This is a genomic window from Aquibium pacificum, from assembly GCF_040839445.1.
Taxonomy (GTDB): Bacteria; Pseudomonadota; Alphaproteobacteria; order Rhizobiales; family Rhizobiaceae; genus Aquibium; species Aquibium pacificus.
This window is the reverse complement of the sequence record NZ_JBDPGJ010000007.1, coordinates 178,223-194,839: the sequence shown is the minus strand read 5'-3', so window position 1 is coordinate 194,839 and position 16,617 is coordinate 178,223. Positions and strand designations below refer to the sequence as shown.

The following is a 16,617-nucleotide window of genomic DNA, read 5'->3' as shown; positions in this document are numbered from 1 at the left end:
GACGCGACGATCACGAAAGAATGCGCCCGATCGATCCACGTGCCACCCCGCGCCGCTAGCATCCCGGGGACCAAAATGCATGGAGCACCCCGGCCGTGGAAAGCAGCACCCATCTCGCCCTCCCCTACATCATGCCCTCTCAGGCGCAGAAGCACGTCACCCACAACGAGGCGATCGCCATGCTCGACGCGCTCGTCCAGCTTTCGGTGATCGACCGCGATCTGACCGCCCCGCCCGGCGGAGAGAGCGAGGGCGACCGCTACATCGTCGCCGCCACCGCGACCGGCGACTGGGCGGGCAAGGAGGACGACGTCGCGGTCTACCGGGACGGCGCCTGGCTATTCCTCACGCCCAGGACCGGCTGGGTGGCCTGGGTCGCCGACGAGGCGCAGCTCTGCTACTGGACCGGATCGGCCTGGGCGGACGTGGCCGCGGCGCTGACCGCCCTGCAGAACCTCGCGCTGCTCGGCGTGGGAACGATGGCGGACGCCACGAACCCGTTCTCGGCCAAGCTCAACAAGGCGCTCTGGACGGCCAAGACCGCGGCCGAAGGCGGCGACGGAGACCTGCGCTACACGATGAACAAGGAGACGACCGCGGACGTGCTGTCGATCCTGATGCAGACGGGCTTTTCCGGCCGCGCCGAGCTCGGCCTGATCGGCGACGACGACCTGACGCTGAAGGTCTCCGCGGACGGTTCGGTTTGGACGACGGCAGTCGTCGTCGACGCCGCGACCGGCAGGCTGCGAATGGCCATCGATGACATCGGTACCGACGTGGGCGCGCTGGCTATCGAAAAGACGGGCAACAGTGGAAATTCGATCGCCATCGTGCAGACGTTGGGAAATGCGCCGGTCCGCATCCGTCGTCTGAGCAACAGCACGACCGCCGGGGCGCAGATCGTCGGTGAGCGCGCATCTGCTACGGGTGGTCAGGTTCAGGCTGACTGGATACTGACGGGCTTGCTGGCGCAGGGAATGCGCGACACCGCGGCGATGTCGCCGGCAGTTGGTGAATTCGCATTTCGGGCAGCGGAGACATTCATAGGCACCGCAAACGGTACCTATTTCGTGGTTGCAACGACACCTATCGGTTCGGCGACCCGCGTCGAGCGGTTGCGCATCTCGAACGCCGGCGACCTGCAGATGGGGGGCGCGAACACCGTGATCGACGCCAGCCGCCGGTTCATCGTCGGCGCGAGTTCCGAATTCTCCGCCGCCAGCATCGCCAGCATCGGCCATGCGGTGAACACCACCGGAAAGCTGCGCGGACTGATCGTCTGGGACACGACCAACAACCGGGCGCTGCGCGCCTCCGGAACCGCGGCCGGCGATGCCTGGCAAGTGCTGGACGGCTCGGCGACGGTCACGCCGGCATGACGATGGAAAGTCGCGGTTCAGATATCCGATGGAGAGGTCTTCTGGCGAACCTTCGGACTTCTTCACCAAATCAGTACCGAGGCGGCCCGGCGTGCGCACATTCCGCCGATCGTACTAGGACTATTTCTTATGGCGTTTCGGCGATTGAAGGTATAGGCACGTCCGCGGTGGGGGGCTTATGAGCAGACCACCCGGCTGATAGGTCTTGTTTGCCCCAGGTCTATCAGCCGTCCATCCTCTATCGCAGCGCAGGTGCCAGCGGTCCGGCTATTGCGCGAACGCACCAGACCGGCGCTCTTGGCGCCGATCACGCGGGTGGACGTTTGAGCCGTTCCAGCCTTGTCCGCAACGAGATTGCCGCAGGGTCAGCCCTTGCCGGGGACGAGGCTCCATACGGCCGGCACGATCGCGGCGGCGAGTGCCACCTTGATCAGGTCGGCCACGAGGAAAGGCTGGACCCCGAACAGCCAGGCCTTCTCGAAACCGACGAACGCGGCAAGCCAGGCGAAGCCCATCGACAGCATCACGGCTTCCGCGACGAGCATCGCACCGAAGAGTGTGAAGGGCGAACGGTCGAACCCCCGGTCGGCGGCCCATCCGGCGATCGCGGCCATGACCACGAAGCCGGCGAGATAGCCGCCGGTGGTGCCCATCATGTAAGCGAGGCCGATGCCCTTTTCCGGCGTGCTCTGGAAGACCGGAAAGCCCATCGCACCCTCGATCAGGTAGAGAAGCACGGTGGCGACCGCCATCCGGGCGCCGAACGCCGTGGCGATAAGCAGCACGGCGAGCGTCTGCAGCGACATGTCGACCGGTCCGAGAACGACCTTCGTCTTGGCCGACAGGGTCAGGAGGAGCGTCCCGCCGATCACGAGCAATGCCTGGACCGCGAGGCGCGAGGCTCCGCTCTGCGGAATGGCGAGGCTGGCGAGGGGACGCATTGCGATCGCTGCCGACATGGACAACTCCATCGTGTTGAACGTGATCCGGCCGCAGGTTCCTCGATCGGCCGCTGGTTCCCCTATATGAGGTTCCGTGTTATCCGACAACCGCCATGCGTCACGCCCTCCCCATTCTCTTCCTCCGCTAGATGTCCGTGACATTCGATACGGCCTTCGAACCCGCCCACGGCATGCCCGTGGAGGTAGCCCCCGGCGTGCATCGACTGACCGTGAACAATCCAGGTCCATTCACCTTCCACGGCACCAACAGCTATCTCGTCGGTACCGACACGCTCGCCGTGATCGATCCGGGGCCCGAGGACGACGCCCATTTCGAGGGGCTGCTCTCGGCGATCGGCGGCCGCCCGGTCAGCCACATCTTCGTCAGCCACACGCACCGCGACCATTCCCCGCTGACCGCGCGGCTGAAGCAGGCGACCGGGGCGATCGTCTGCGCCGAGGGCCCGCACCGCGCGGCGCGGCCGCTGAGGATCGGCGAGATCAACCCGCTGGACGCAAGCGCCGACACCGAATTCCGTCCCGATCGCACCCTTGCCGATGGCGAAACGGTGGAGGGCGACGGCTGGACGATCGGCGCGGTGCACACGCCCGGCCACGCGGCCAACCATTGCGCCTTCTCCCTTGAGGGCACCGGCATCCTGTTTTCCGCAGACCACGTGATGGCCTGGTCGACATCCATCGTGGCGCCGCCCGACGGATCGATGTCCGACTATATGCATTCGCTGTCAAAGCTGCTCGAACGGCAGGACCGGGTCTATTTGCCCGGACATGGCGGCCCCGTGGGCAAGCCGGCCGAATTCGTGCGCGGTCTGCGCGCCCACCGCAAGATGCGGGAGGCCGCGATCATGGAGCGGCTGCGGTCTGGCGACCGGACGATCCCGGAGATGGTGCGCACGATCTACCGCGACACCGATCCGCGGCTGCACGGCGCGGCGGGGCTGTCGCTGCTCGCCCACCTGGAGGACCTCGTCGCACGAAGCTGCGTCACCTCTGACGCCGAGGTTTCGCTCGACGCCAGCTACTTCCCCGCCTGAGCGCGAATGCCGTCCCGCTTCGCCAAGCGATAAAGCCGCCTCACCGAGGGAACGCCTGTTCAGGCAGCGGCGTTTCTCGCCGAACGCGTTTCTCGTCGAACACAAGTGAGGGTGGACATGCCGAAGGAACGTACGCACGCCCTGAGCGACGTTCTCGACCGTCTCGAGAAGTCCACCCACGGCGACAGCATCACGGTGCAGGAGGTCATCGAGGAACTCGGCCACAAGTCCTTCGCATCGCTGATGCTTGTCTTCGCGCTGATCTCCACCTCACCCGCCAGCGCGATACCCGGCATAACGGCGGTCGTCGCGCTTATCACCTTTATCCTGGTCGCCCAGATGATCATCGGCCGCGACAGCGTCTGGCTGCCTTCCTTCGTCACCAGCCGCCGCATGTCCTCCGAAAAGCTCCGCAAGGGCATCGGCTGGCTTCGAAAGCCGGTCCACTTCGTCGAGCGTTTCCTGAAGGCGCGGCTGACCTTCTTCCTGCATCGTCCATGGCTTTTCCTGCCCCTGCTCCTCATCCTGGGGCTGACGCTCTTCATGCCCTTCATGGAGGTCATTCCGACGTCCGGCTCGATTGCCTCGGCCGTCATCGCGCTCTTTGCCGCCGGTCTGCTCACCCGCGACGGAGCCCTCGTCGTCGTTTCGCTGATCCTGCTGCTGGCGGTGCCGGTCGCGGTCTGGTACTTCGGTTTCGGCGGCTGACGCACACTGCCGTGGCCGGCAATGCCGGTGCGCCGGTGCAATGGGGAACCGTCGGTCGCATCGCGTGTTGATCGGCCGGCAAGGCGCTCGCGCCTCCTACCTTGAGGCAAAATGCACGACGAGCCCTTCTTCGGTTTCAACGCCTATCACGTCGCCATGCTCACCATCGGGCTGGGCATCGTGCTGGCGCTGTGGCTGCCGCGCTTCTTTTCGGGCCGCGAGCCGGCGGCTTCCGGCCTCCTGATCCTCTTCGGCATGGTGGCCTTCTCGCTCGTCCCGGGCATGCCGGAGGCGCTCGACCCGCGCGAATCGCCGCGGTTCTGGGAACTGACGAGCGAACTCGCCGTCATCGTCGCCCTGTTCGGAACCGGGCTCAGGATCGACAATCTCTCGAGCTACAGGCGATGGCAGCCGACGGTCCGGCTGCTTGTGGTGGCGATGCCGATCACCATCGCGGCTGTCGCCTTCATGGGCTACAATTTCGCGGGGATGACGCTGGCTGGCGCCATCCTGCTCGGTGCCGTGCTCGCCCCGACCGATCCGGTGCTGGCGGGCGACGTGCAGGTGGGACCGCCGACGGAGGGGGGCGAACATCCGATCCGTTTCGCGCTGACCACGGAAGCCGGGCTGAACGATGGCCTCGCCTTCCCTTTCGTCTATCTCGGGCTTCTCGTCGGCTCGGTCGGATTTTCCGTGCCCGCCATCCTCGGCGACTGGCTGCTGTTCGACGTCTTCTACCGCATCGCCGTCGGCTGCGCGATGGGCGTCGCCACCGGCTGGCTGCTCGGCCGTATCCTCTTCGCGATCCCGAGGAACAACGTACTCGCCAATACCGGCTCGGGCGTGCTCGCCTTTGCCTGCGTGCTCGTGAGCTACGGGGCGACGGAAATCCTGGAAGGCTACGGCTTCATCGCCTGCTTCGTCGCCGGCCTCACGATGCGGCGTGTCAAGGCCGAGCACGCGTTCCATGGCAAGCTTCACAGCTTCAACGAGGCGATCGAACTGGCGCTGACCGCGCTGCTCCTCGTGCTCGTCGGCGGGATTTTCCCCGAACTCTGGTCCGAGCTCGACTGGCGCCACGCCGCCATCGCGATCGGACTGCTCCTGGTCGTGCGGCCCGTCGGCGCGTGGCTCTCGCTCCTCGGCACCGACACCCGCACCAAGGAGCGCATGGTGATCGCCTTCTACGGCGTGCGCGGCGTCGGCTCGATCTACTATCTCGGCTATGCCGCGAGCCACCTGGAATTCGTCAACGAGGGACAATTGTGGGCCACGATCGCGCTCACCATCCTGCTGTCCACCCTCATCCACGGCCTCACCGCCGCCTTCGTCGTCGAACAGGTGGTGCAGGAGGAGCCGGAACAGCCGCCCGAGACCTGAGGCTGCTACCGTCGCCCTACTGCGCGCCCGCTTCCATTGCCATGTCGAGATCGGTCAGAAACCGCCCGATCCTGTCGGCATTGTCGCCCAGGTCGTGCTTGGCGTAGTGCGAGGCGGAGCGCAGGTCGACGAAGGTCGAGGCGTCTTCGTCGGTTAGCCGCACGGCGACATCGGCGGGAAAGCGCATGAATCGGGAAAACGCCCGCGCTTCGATGGTGATCTCGCTGTCCTGCTGCGGGATGCCGCGCGTCGCCACGACCTCCCATCCCCGCTCGGCCATGATCGCGAGGACCGCCTGCATGACGCGATCCGGCGAGACCGCATAGCGGCGACCGCTGATGTCGGGGTAGCTCGATTCGATCAGCTTCGCGGCATTGGCGTCGATCGCGCCGATCGCATTCGCCGTGGGGGGCCGTAGGAGCGCCAGCGAGCGGAAGGAGGGCGGGTCTTCAGTGTCGGTGGTGACGTCGACCAGGCGGGGATATTCGAAGACGCGCCAGCCGCCGAGGCCGAACGGAGCGAGGATCACGCAGGCGAGAAGGCCGGCGGCAAGCGCCTTGCGCCCGCCCTTGTCGCCATGCTCCCACACGTCGATGAAGCCGGCGATCGCCAGGCCGAAGGCCACCACCGCGAGCAGGCCGACGATGCCGAGGACCCAGAAGAACGGGACCGTTTCCAGGAGCCCGTATCGATGGGAGAGCCCGCCCGTGATGAAGAGGACAGCCGCGAACCGGGCCAGCCGCGACGCCCATTCGCAAGCCGGCGACGGGCGCCGTTCGATCGTCACCCTCATTTCGCGCGCCGCCGCGACATGGCACCCGACCGGCCGAAACATGCGATCGGCCGGTCGGAGTCACGGCAAGACATATCCGTCGCCGTCCCTCAAGCCGCGGGAAGCCGATAGTCGCGGAACTGATCGCGCAGCGTGGTCTTCTGGATCTTGCCGGTCGCCGTATGCGGGATCTCCGACACGAACACGACGTCATCGGGCAGCCACCACTTGGCGCAGCGGCCCTTCATGTAGTCGAGGATCGCCTCCCGGGTCGGCTCCTTGCCCGGCTTCCGTACCACGACCAATAGGGGCCGCTCGTCCCATTTCGGATGCGCGACGCCGATCACCGCCGCCTCGGCCACGTCGGGATGGCCGACGGCGAGGTTTTCGAGATCGATCGTCGAGATCCACTCGCCGCCCGACTTGATGACGTCCTTGGCGCGGTCGGTGATCTGCATGTAGCCATGGGAGTCGATATGGGCGACGTCGCCCGTGTCGAACCAGCCTTCCGCGTCGAACTGCTCGGCGCCGGCGCCACCATAGTAGGACGACGCCACCGCCGGCCCGCGCACCTTCAGCCGGCCGAAGGTCTTGCCGTCCCACGGCCGATCGCGGTTCTCGTCGTCCGTGACCTTCATCTCGACGCCGAACGGCGCGTAGCCCTGCTTCTCCTTGACGTCGAGCAGCGCGTCGCCCTCGAGATCCGCGTATTCCGGCTTGATCGTGCCCAGCGTGCCGAGCGGCGACATCTCCGTCATGCCCCAGGCGTGGATCACGTCGACGTCGTAGTTCTTCTGGAACTTCTCCGTCATGGCGCGCGGGCAGGCGGAGCCGCCGATGACCACCTTCTTCAGGTATGGGAGCTTCTTGCCGGTCTCCTCGAGATACTGGAGCAGCATCAGCCACACCGTCGGAACGGCGGCCGTGAAGGTCACCTTCTCGGTGTCGAGCATCTCGTAGATCGAAGCACCGTCCATCTTGCCGCCGGGCATCACCAGCTTGGCGCCGATCATCGGCGCGCTCTGGGCCAGGCCCCAGGCATTGGCGTGGAACATCGGCACGACCGGCAGGATGACGTCGCGCGAGGAGATGCCCATGGCGTCCGGCATGCAGGCGATCATGGCGTGGAGCACGTTCGACCGGTGACTGTAGACCACGCCCTTCGGGTCGCCCGTCGTGCCCGACGTGTAGCACATGCCGCACGCCTCGTTCTCGTCCGTCTCCACCCAGGCGAAGTCGCCATCGGCCTCGGCCAGCCATTCCTCGTAGGCCACGACGTTCGGCAGCGCGGTCTGCGGCATGTGCGCGGCGTCGGTCAGGACGATCACCTTCTCGAGGCTCGGCACCGACGGCGCGATCTTCTCCACCAGCGGCATGAAGGTCAGGTCGACGAACAGGCACCTGTCCTCGGCATGGTTCATGATCCAGGCGATCTGGTCGGGGAAGAGCCGCGGGTTGAGCGTGTGATAGACGCCGCCCATGCCCATGATGCCGTACCAGGCCTCCAGGTGCCGCGCGGTGTTCCAGGCGAGCGTGCCGATACGGTCGCCGCGCTTGTAGCCGTCGCGCGACAGGCGCTGCGCCACCTTGAGCGCGCGCTCCCTCGCCTCGCGATAGGTGGTGCGCACGATCGGCCCCTCGACCGAGCGCGAGACGATCTCGCGCGCGCCGTGCTGGCGCGCGGCGTGATCGATGATCTTGTGGCAGAGCAGCGGCCACTGCTGCATCAGACCCTGCATGAAACGACCTCCCGGTTCGACGCTTGATTGGCCGTCAATTGTGATGGCGGCCGTCCCGATGTCCAGTAGCCGCATTCGCACGGGGGCGCAATTTGCGCCGTGTCGCAGGAGCGAGACGTCGAGGTCTTGGAACCGCGATCAGAGGGAAGTTCGATGGTGAATGAAGCCCGCTTCGCACTTGAGTGCCCGACCGGATGAGTGCCCGACCGGACATTGAAACAGAATACTATGATTCTGTTTCAATGTCCGAACGTCTTGGTAGGCTAAGCCGGATGCCCGACGCCGAGGCTCCGGCGAACTTTCATATCGACGGCGAATTTGATATCACCGCCTTCCAACTCGGCAGTGAACCAGCCCGAGGTGATAGCGAGGCGATATGGGCCACGAAAATCTGCTTGGTGTTTGGAAGCTGTTATCGCTCCAGTTCGCTGTGACCGACACGAGTGAGTGCAGGGACATGTACGGGCCCGACCCGCTCGGCTACATCTTCATAACACCCGACAACCGGATGATTACCGTCATCACTTCCAGAGGCAGGAAGCCCTCCGACAGCGAGTCCGGCGATGCTGACCTTTTCAAGAGTATGATGGCCTATTCAGGTCGCTTCCGAATTGACGGCGCGGATCAGTTTGTCACCGAAGTCGAGGTTTCGTGGCATCCCGGATGGGTAGGCACTGAACAGGCGCGAACATTTTCAATCGTGGACGACATTCTCTCGATCACTACCGCAGAGACGTTACACCCGATGTTTCCTGGCCAGAAAGGACGTGGCATCCTGAAGTGGCAAAGGACTTCGGCTTTCTGAGGTTCTGGAGCTCTGCTTCATTGCGTGAAACAGAATTCGCAATTCCGTTTCAGTTCTCGATGTCTGCATCTGGTCGCAGAGTGCCAAGCTATGTTGCGCGCCCCACCGCAAATGAGCGCGCGGCGCTCCGCTGAACCCGCCCGCCGCCACGCGCCACAATACCGCCATCCTGACCGTCATGCTTGGATCTGCGGGGGCGATCATGAAGACGGAGTACCCGCATGGACACGCGGCCAAACAACCAGAACAATGACGGCGCGCCCTTGGAGGTCGTCGAGTTCGAGCTTTCGCTGAATTCGCAGGACATCGCCGAGAGCGGCTTCGAGGCCGCGGTGCGGCACGCGGCCGACAAGGCCGACGGCAACTTCCTGTTCCTGATGCCCGCCCACATGATCGAAGACTGCCAGCGCGTCGCCGCCGTCAGCGTCGGCCGCGGCGAGGACCAGTCGACCGTGCTGGTCCTGCTCCAGGACGACGGCCGCTCCTTCCGCATGGAAAACGCCGAAGAGAGCGCCAACCCTTTCGCAGGCATGGCGCTCTCCTATGGCGGGCTCCTCAGGCATCTCAAGGAACTGCCCGACAGCATCGCCGCCTGACCCGACCGTCCTCTGACGGCCGGCGGAACGCACCCGTCCCGCCGGCCCGGAGCCTTTCGATCTAAAGGCCGCCGATCAGGTTTTCGATGCGGATCGGAAAACGCCGGACGCGCACGCCGGTCGCATGCCAGACCGCGTTGGCGATGGCGCCGACGGTGCCGGTGACGCCGATCTCGCCGACGCCCTTGATGCCGAGAGGATTGACGAAGGCATCCTCCTCGGGAACCATGATCGCGTCGAGCCGGGGCACGTCGGCATTAACGGGCACGTGGTACTCGGCGAGGTCGGCATTCATGATCCGGCCGGTCCTTTCGTCGGCGATCGCCTCCTCCAGCAGCGCGAAGGAGATGCCCCAGATCATGCCGCCGAAATACTGGCTGCGGGCGAGCCGCGGGTTGATGATGCGCCCCGCCGCGAATGCGCCGACCAGCCTGGTGGTGCGTATCTGCCCGAGATCGGGATCGACCTTCACCTCGGCGAACACGGCGCCGTGCGAATACATCGCATGGGCCGCCGCGTCCGCCGGATCGCGCGCCGCCTTGGCTTTGCCGACGAGTTCGCGCCTGCCGGCGCGGGCGAGAATGTCGGCATAGCTTTCGCTGCGGCTCTCGTCGTCGCGGCGGTGGAGCCGGCCAGCACGCGCCACGACGCCGATGTTGCCGGCGCCGAAGAGCGGCGAAGCCGCATCGGCGGTGGCAAGTTCCGACAGTTCCCGGATCACCTCCGCGCCGGCGTTGTGCAGCGCCAGTCCGGCGCTGGCCGTATGGGCGGAGCCGCCTGCCACGCCGCCGTCGGGAAGGGTGGAGACGCCCGAATGGAGCTCGACCTTTTCGGGATCGAGCCCCAGCGCCTCGGCGGCGACCTGGGCGAGCGCGGTCCAGGCGCCCTGCCCCATGTCTGCCCCCGCCGTCTCGACCAGCGCCGTGCCGTCGGCCCGCAGCGTGGCCCGGCCGGAGGCCGGGAATTGCGGGCAGGGGAAGACAGCCGTGCCCATGCCCCAGCCGACGAGGAAGCCGTCCTCGTCGCGCATCTGGCGCGGCGCCAGCGGGCGGGATGACCACCCGAAGCGCTCCGCTCCCTGTTCGTAGCAGTCACGCAGCGCCTTGGAGGAGAACGGTTTTTCGCTGCCCGGTTCCGTCTCGGCGTAGTTGGCGAGACGGAAGGCGAGCGGGTCCATGCCGCACGCGTCCGCCGCCTCGTCCATGGCTACTTCCAGCGCCGCCGATCCCGAAGCCTCGCCGGGCGCGCGCATCGGTCCGGGCGTGCCCGTGTCGAGACGCAGGCCCTTGTGCTCCGCAAGGATCGCCGGGCTGGCATAAAGCGGCAGGGAGGCGTTTGCCGCCGGCTCCAGGAAGTCGTCGAACGAGGAGGTGGCGGAGATCGACCGGTGATGGAGTGCTGTCAGGTGGCCGGCATCGTCCATGCCGAGCCGCAGCTTCTGCCATGTGCGCCCGCGGTGGCCGACCGGCCCGTACATCTGCGCGCGCGGCAGCGCGAGCTTTACAGGGCGCCTCAGCATGCGCGCGGCCATGATGGCGAGGATCTGCGGTCCGTTGATGATGGCCTTTGATCCGAAGCCGCCGCCGAGATAGGGGGAGCGGATCGTCACGTTCGATGCCGGGATGCCGAAATAGGCGGCATAGGAGGCGCAGCTCATCGCCAGCGCCTGGTTCGGCATGTCGAGCATCAGGCGGTCGCCGTCCCATTCCGCCACGACCGCGTGCGGCTCCATGGCATTGTGGTACTGCGGCGGCGTGACGTAGTCGACCTCGACGACCTTCGCCGCGCCTGCCAGCCCCGCTTCCACGTCGCCATAGGCGGTCCGCGGCGGCGCGCCGACACCGACCGACGCAGGGTCGAAATTCAGGCCGTTCTCGAGCGTCGTGCGGGCGGGTTCGGCTTCGTAGCGCGGGTTCAGCAACGCAGCGCCCTCGATGGCCGCCTCGAGCGTCTCGGCCACCACCATCGCGATCGGCTGGTTGGCGTAGCGGACGGTATCGTCCTGCAGGACCTCGACGCGAAAGCCGAAGGGCGGCATCTTGTCGTTCGGATCGTGCGAAAGGGTCAGACGGTTCGACGGCGTCAGCACCTCCACGACTCCGGGATGGGCCTTTGCCGCCTCCACGTCGAGGAACGTCACGCGCCCGCGGGCGATCTTGCTGACCGCGGCGACCGCGTGGAGCATCCCGTCGGGATGATTGTCGGCCGCGTAGGTCGCCCGGCCGGTGACCTTGGCGACGCCATCGCGGCGCGTCAGGGGCTGGCCGGCATTCGAGCCGAAGCGGACGGTCTGCTGGGATGGTGTCTCAGGCGACATTGGTGGCTCCCGGAATTGTCGAGAAGGGTGAGGCCGGGAGAGCGGGCATGTCTTCCGGTGTCCCCTGCGATGCGAGGGAAAGCGCGCGCGCGACGAGGCGGCGCGCCAGTTCGATCTTGAAGGCGTTGTCCCCTGAGGGCCGTGCGTCGGCCAGGGCAATATCAGCCGCCGCGGCGAAGGCTTCCGCGGTCGGGCGCAGGCCTTCGAGCGAGGCTTCGGCAGCCCGGGCACGCCAGGGTTTCGCGGCCACGGCGCCGAGTGCTATGCGCGCATTGGCGATCGCGCCGCCCTGCATCTCGAGCGCCACCGCCGCCGAGACGACCGCGAAGGCGTAGGAGGTGCGCTCGCGCAGCTTCAGGTAGCGCGAATGGCCGGCGAATGCCGCCGCGTCCGCGGGGATGCGCACCGCGACGACGAGTTCGCCCGGCGCGAGCGCGTTCCTGGCCTGCGGCGTGTCTCCCGGCAGGAGGTGGAGGGCATCGACCGCGACGTCGCGACGGCCGGAAGGGCCTTCCACCTCGGCCACGGCATCGAGTGCGGCAAGCGGCACGCAGAAGTCCGATGGATGCGTGGCGATGCACTGATCGCTCCAGCCGAGCACCGCGTGAAGCCGGTTCTCGCCTTGCATCGCGTCGCATCCCGAGCCGGGCACACGTCGGTTGCAGGCGCTCGCGGTATCCTGGAAATAGGCGCAGCGTGTGTGCTGCAGGAGGTTTCCGCCTACCGTCGCGGCATTGCGGAGTTGGGCGGAAGCCCCGGAAAGCAGCGCCTCGGCGACGGCCGGAAAGGTGCGGGCGAAGCGTTCGTCATGCGCAAGATCGGAATTGCGCACGAGCGCACCAATGCGCACCCCGCCGTCCCCGTCCCATTCGATGCGGTCGAGGCCGGGAAGCCGCGTGATGTCGACGAGCCGCCCGGGTCGCGCGACGCCGATCTTCATCAGGTCGAGGAGATTGGTGCCGGCCGCCAGATAGGCCGAGCCCGGCTCGGAGGCTGCCGCGACTGCCTCGGCCACGCTGGCGGGGCGGATGAAATCGAAGCGGTTCATGCCGCGGCCCTCCGCTTGTCCTGCTGCGCAATCGTCTTCTGTGCCTCCAGAACGGCCTCGACGATGCCGTGGTAGGCGCCGCAGCGGCAGATGTTGCCGCTCATCAGTTCGCGCACGCGCTCGGGATCGTCGCCCGCGTGGCCCTCCGCGATGAGCCCCACCGCGCTCATGATCTGGCCCGGCGTACAGTAGCCGCATTGCAGCGCGTCGTGCTCGATGAAGGCGGCTTGCACCGGGTGCAAAGCCTCGCCGTCGGCCAGCCCTTCGATGGTGGTGATCTCGGCGCCGTCGAGGCTGGCGGCGAGCGAGAGGCAGGAATTGATGCGCCGTCCATCGACGAGAACGGTGCAGGCGCCGCACTGGCCGCGGTCGCAGCCCTTCTTGGTGCCGGTGAGGTCCAGCCGTTCGCGCAGGAGGTCGAGGAGCGTCACACGCGGGTCGTCCAGCGCGATGTCGTGCGGACGGCCATTGAGCGTGATGCTGATGGAGAGTGACATGTGGTACTCCGATCAGGAATATGATGATGGGAACGAAGTCGTCGCCTGGCGGCTTGGACGATCGGGAACGGGGTTTACGCGAGCGATCGGACCCCGGCGGGATGCGTACTCTTTGTGCGTTTCCCGATACGTGTAATTATACGGAGGGAGCCTCCGTTTATCAAGGGGCAAGCTGTCCCGCGGGAAGAAAAATGGCGCAGGAACCAAAAAAGGCAAAACGAAAGCTCCGCGCCGACTCCATCCGCAACCGCGAGCGCCTGCTCGAGGCGGCGGCGCAGATCTTCAGCGCGGGCGGACCGCAGGCGAGCCTGGAAGCCGTAGCGCGGCAGGCGGGCGTCGGCATCGCCACGCTCTACCGACACTTTCCGACCCGCGAGGACCTGTTCGAGGCGGTCTACCGCCACGAGGTCGACCATCTCGGCGCGCTGGCCGAGCAGTATGCGCAGGACGCCGACCCGGTCGAGGCGCTGCGGCGCTGGTTCCACGCCAACGTGCGGCTCGTCGCTACCAAGAAGGGCATGATGGAAGCGTTGCAACTCGTCGCAGCCGCCTCGCCCGGGTTGAGGGCTTATTCCTTCGAGCGGCTGACCGGCGCGATCCGCCTCCTGCTCGACCGTGCGGTGGCGGCCGGCGCCGTGCGCTCCGACATCCCGCCGGAAGACCTGCTGCGCACCCTGCTCGGCATCTATTATTCGCAGGGCTCCGGAGACTGGCAGCCGGCCACGCTGCGCCTCGTCGACGTGTTTGTGGACGGGCTGCGGACGCGCTGAGGCAAGGCGCGAGCGCTTCGCCAAATCGATTGCGCCAGCATGCCGCGCGGGTTCAATTCGGGTCGCACACCGGCTAGCATCGGGCCATCCACCGGAGCGCTCCCCATGAACACCCATCCGCCGCTTTCCAACATCCAGACGCGCGACGTCGAGGCGCTGCTGCATCCGTATACGCCGCTGCACAAGCTGCGCGAGAACGGGCCGACGGTGATCGAGCGCGGCAAGGGCGTCTATGTCTACGACACGCGCGGCAAGGAATACATCGAGGGCATGTCGGGCCTGTGGTGCGCGGGTCTGGGCTTCGGCGAGGAGGAGCTGGTCGAGGCCGCGACCGAGCAGATGCGCACCCTGCCCTACTACCACCTCTTCGGCGCCAAGGGCATGGAGCCGGCGATCGAGCTGGCCGAGAAGCTGAAGGAGATAGCGCCCGTGCCGATCTCCAAGGTCTTCTTCACCTCGTCTGGCTCGGAGGCCAACGACACGCAGGTGAAGCTCGCCTGGTACATGAACAACGCGCTCGGCCGGCCGAAGAAGAAGAAGATCATCTCGCGGCAGAAGGCCTATCACGGCGTCACGATCATGTCGGCCTCGCTCACCGGCCTGCCCTACAACCACATGGGCTGGGACCTTCCCGTCGACCGGGTGCTCCACACGGACTGCCCGCATTTCTACCGCTTCGGCCAGGAGGGCGAGAGCGAGGCGGAGTTCACCGCGCGCATCGTGAAGTCGCTCTCCGACCTCATCGAGCGCGAGGGGCCCGACACCATCGCGGCGATGATCGCCGAGCCGGTGATGGGTGCCGGCGGCGTCATCGTGCCGCCGGCCGGCTACTACGCCGCCATCAAGGCGGTGCTCGACCAGCACGACATCATCCTGATCGACGACGAGGTGATCAACGGCTTCGGGCGCACCGGCGAGTGGTGGGGCTGCCAGTCGCTCGGCATGACGCCCACCACCATCTCCGCCGCCAAGCAGATGACCGCGGCCTACGCGCCGCTCGGCGCCGTCATGGTGCCGGAGGACATCTACCAGGCCTATGTCGACCATTCCGCCAAGATCGGCACCTTCGGCCACGGTTTTACCTATGGCGGCCATCCGCTGGGCTGCGCGCTGGGCGTCAAGGCGATCGAGATCTACCAGAAGCGCGACATCATCGGCCACGTGCGGAAACTCGCGCCGCTGTTCGCCGCGCGCATGGACAGGGTCGCGCAGCACCCGCTGGTCGGCGAGGCCCGCTATTGCGGGCTGATGGGCGGCGTCGAGCTCGTCGCCGACAAGGCCACGAAGCGCCCCTTCGATCCCAAGAGCGGCGTCGGCCCGCAGGTGGCGCGCATTCTCGAGGGCCACGGCGCCATCCTGCGCGCCATCGGCGACACGATCGCGCTCTGCCCGCCCATGGTCATTACCGAGGCCGAACTGACCGAACTCTTCGACCGCCTCGAAAAAGGCCTCGCCGACGCGGAGGCCTGGGTGGCGAAGGCGGGCCTGCGCACTACCTGACGGAGGACGAAGAGAAGGAACTCCCCATGGCAAACCCCTCCCCCGGCTTCGCGAAGAACCCCGGCAAGGTCATCACCGTCGAGCCGCACCCCGGCACGGTCACCGTCACGGCCGGCGGCGTCACCATCGCCCGCTCGGACCACGCCCAGCTGCTCACCGAGGCGCCCTACCCGCCGGTGCTCTACATCCCCTTCGCCGACGTCGACTTCCTGCAGCTCGAAAAGACGCTCAGGACCAGCCACTGCCCCTGGAAGGGCGACGCCACCTACTGGCGCGTGCGCCCGGCCGGCGATGCGGGCGAGGACGCCATGTGGGCCTACGAGAACCCCTATGACGAGATGGCGGCGATCCGCGACCACGCGGCCTTCTATCCCGACCGCGTGACGATCGAGACGACCTGACACGGCGCTCGGGCGGGCGCGCCTTCCTGCTCCCGCCCTACCGTCCCTGCCGCCCCGGTTCCGCGTCCGGGTCCGGCACTTTCGCGTCCACCTCCTCCTGCGCGATCCCGAACACGTCGGTCAAGAGCCGCCGCGCCTCGCAGCGCGCCATGTAGAGGATGCGCTCGTCGATGAGCCGGAAAGCCTCGGCGAGTTCCTCGTCGCTGCGCACCTGATGCTTCTGCGCGTGCTCGCGCGCGATCGCCGCCAGCCGGTCGGAAAGCTGGACCATGGCCGAGAGCGCGGCGACCTGCCGGGCCTCCAGCGGCCGCCCGGCCACCGCGCTCTTCAGCATCGCCTCGGCGCGGAAGGAAAGCATGGCGCCGATGCGTTCGATGCGGCCCTCGGGGTCGTCCTCCCCGTCCGGATCGAACACCTCGGCGGGAGGCATCTCGAAGGGCTCGTCGGGGATCGGCTCCATCTCGCGGTCGAGTTCCTCGCCGGCGCCCGCCCGCGCGGCAAGCTCCATCGCCTGGTTCCAGGCGCCGCGCACGCGCTTGAAGCGGAAGTCGAGCGTCTTCCAGCCCTCCTGCCCCGCCCGCCTGGAGATCGACTTGGGCCCGACCCCGCAGGCCATCGCCACGCGCTCATGCGTCGGCGGCTGCCCCTCGCACAGCGCCCGGATCCCCTCCCAGCGTTCGTCCGGCAAAGCATCCGGCATCCCGGTCTC

At 67.0% G+C, this 16,617-nt stretch carries 16 protein-coding genes; 9 read left to right on the top strand and 7 right to left on the bottom strand.

All coding sequences use genetic code 11. The features are described from left to right. The first annotated feature begins 95 nt into the window (after window positions 1–95). Entirely contained in the window at window positions 96–1,379 is a 1,284-nt protein-coding gene (locus ABGN05_RS26030) for a DUF2793 domain-containing protein (RefSeq protein WP_367956929.1), read from the top strand. Between the two features lie 365 nt (window positions 1,380–1,744). Here the strand turns inward: ABGN05_RS26030 and ABGN05_RS26025 are convergent, their stop codons facing one another. Beyond that, window positions 1,745–2,338, bottom strand: a complete 594-nt coding sequence (locus ABGN05_RS26025) for a biotin transporter BioY (RefSeq protein ID WP_367956928.1) — start codon at window positions 2,336–2,338, stop codon at window positions 1,745–1,747. Window positions 2,339–2,469: 131 nt separating this feature from the next. On the opposite strand from ABGN05_RS26025, the gene ABGN05_RS26020 reads away from it, so the two are divergent. The 3 genes from ABGN05_RS26020 to ABGN05_RS26010 all read left to right on the top strand — a co-directional run bounded on the left by ABGN05_RS26020 (window position 2,470) and on the right by ABGN05_RS26010 (window position 5,463). Continuing rightward, window positions 2,470–3,375, top strand: a complete 906-nt coding sequence (locus ABGN05_RS26020; protein WP_367956927.1) for an MBL fold metallo-hydrolase — start codon at window positions 2,470–2,472, stop codon at window positions 3,373–3,375. A gap of 117 nt (window positions 3,376–3,492) precedes the next feature. Next, window positions 3,493–4,083 carry an exopolysaccharide biosynthesis protein gene (locus ABGN05_RS26015; protein WP_367956926.1) on the top strand — a complete coding sequence of 197 codons (591 nt, stop codon included), beginning with the start codon at window positions 3,493–3,495 and terminating at the stop codon, window positions 4,081–4,083. A 111-nt stretch (window positions 4,084–4,194) separates the two neighbouring features. Next, window positions 4,195–5,463: a cation:proton antiporter gene (locus ABGN05_RS26010; protein WP_367956925.1), complete on the top strand. Its 1,269-nt coding sequence runs from the start codon at window positions 4,195–4,197 to the stop codon at window positions 5,461–5,463. Between the two features lie 16 nt (window positions 5,464–5,479). On the opposite strand, the gene ABGN05_RS26005 is transcribed toward ABGN05_RS26010, so the two are convergent. Both ABGN05_RS26005 and ABGN05_RS26000 read right to left on the bottom strand, forming a co-directional pair. Next, on the bottom strand, window positions 5,480–6,256 hold the full coding sequence (locus ABGN05_RS26005; RefSeq protein ID WP_367956924.1) for a DUF1499 domain-containing protein: 777 nt from the start codon (window positions 6,254–6,256) through the stop codon (window positions 5,480–5,482). Between the two features lie 89 nt (window positions 6,257–6,345). Then, window positions 6,346–7,974: a 3-(methylthio)propionyl-CoA ligase gene (locus tag ABGN05_RS26000; RefSeq protein ID WP_367956923.1), complete on the bottom strand. Its 1,629-nt coding sequence runs from the start codon at window positions 7,972–7,974 to the stop codon at window positions 6,346–6,348. Between the two features lie 376 nt (window positions 7,975–8,350). On the opposite strand from ABGN05_RS26000, the gene ABGN05_RS25995 reads away from it, so the two are divergent. Both ABGN05_RS25995 and ABGN05_RS25990 read left to right on the top strand, forming a co-directional pair. Next, complete coding sequence (locus ABGN05_RS25995) at window positions 8,351–8,779, top strand: lipocalin-like domain-containing protein (RefSeq protein ID WP_367956922.1); 429 nt, start codon at window positions 8,351–8,353, stop codon at window positions 8,777–8,779. 221 nt (window positions 8,780–9,000) lie between these two features. Then, window positions 9,001–9,375, top strand: coding sequence for a hypothetical protein (locus ABGN05_RS25990; RefSeq protein ID WP_367956921.1), 375 nt, complete (start codon window positions 9,001–9,003; stop codon window positions 9,373–9,375). Between the two features lie 61 nt (window positions 9,376–9,436). On the opposite strand, the gene ABGN05_RS25985 is transcribed toward ABGN05_RS25990, so the two are convergent. Genes ABGN05_RS25985 through ABGN05_RS25975 form a run of 3 tightly spaced genes read right to left on the bottom strand, consistent with a single transcriptional unit; the run spans window position 9,437 to window position 13,237 of the window. Beyond that, entirely contained in the window at window positions 9,437–11,692 is a 2,256-nt protein-coding gene (locus ABGN05_RS25985; RefSeq protein ID WP_367956920.1) for a xanthine dehydrogenase family protein molybdopterin-binding subunit, read from the bottom strand. Then, window positions 11,682–12,740: an FAD binding domain-containing protein gene (locus ABGN05_RS25980; protein ID WP_367956919.1), complete on the bottom strand. Its 1,059-nt coding sequence runs from the start codon at window positions 12,738–12,740 to the stop codon at window positions 11,682–11,684. The genes ABGN05_RS25985 and ABGN05_RS25980 overlap by 11 nt, the downstream gene beginning before the upstream one ends. Beyond that, the gene (locus ABGN05_RS25975) at window positions 12,737–13,237 is read right to left on the bottom strand and encodes a (2Fe-2S)-binding protein (RefSeq protein ID WP_367956918.1); all 501 of its coding nucleotides are present in this window, start codon (window positions 13,235–13,237) and stop codon (window positions 12,737–12,739) included. The genes ABGN05_RS25980 and ABGN05_RS25975 overlap by 4 nt, the downstream gene beginning before the upstream one ends. A 191-nt stretch (window positions 13,238–13,428) precedes the next feature. On the opposite strand from ABGN05_RS25975, the gene ABGN05_RS25970 reads away from it, so the two are divergent. The 3 genes from ABGN05_RS25970 (at window position 13,429) to ABGN05_RS25960 (ending at window position 15,908) form a co-directional block, all read left to right on the top strand. Continuing rightward, window positions 13,429–14,007 carry a TetR/AcrR family transcriptional regulator gene (locus ABGN05_RS25970; protein ID WP_367956917.1) on the top strand — a complete coding sequence of 193 codons (579 nt, stop codon included), beginning with the start codon at window positions 13,429–13,431 and terminating at the stop codon, window positions 14,005–14,007. Between the two features lie 105 nt (window positions 14,008–14,112). Beyond that, entirely contained in the window at window positions 14,113–15,507 is a 1,395-nt protein-coding gene (locus tag ABGN05_RS25965; protein WP_367956916.1) for an aminotransferase, read from the top strand. Window positions 15,508–15,533: 26 nt separating this feature from the next. Further along, on the top strand, window positions 15,534–15,908 hold the full coding sequence (locus ABGN05_RS25960; RefSeq protein WP_367956915.1) for a DUF427 domain-containing protein: 375 nt from the start codon (window positions 15,534–15,536) through the stop codon (window positions 15,906–15,908). Between the two features lie 37 nt (window positions 15,909–15,945). On the opposite strand, the gene ABGN05_RS25955 is transcribed toward ABGN05_RS25960, so the two are convergent. Beyond that, window positions 15,946–16,608: a hypothetical protein gene (locus tag ABGN05_RS25955; protein WP_367956914.1), complete on the bottom strand. Its 663-nt coding sequence runs from the start codon at window positions 16,606–16,608 to the stop codon at window positions 15,946–15,948. Window positions 16,609–16,617: the final 9 nt, after the last annotated feature.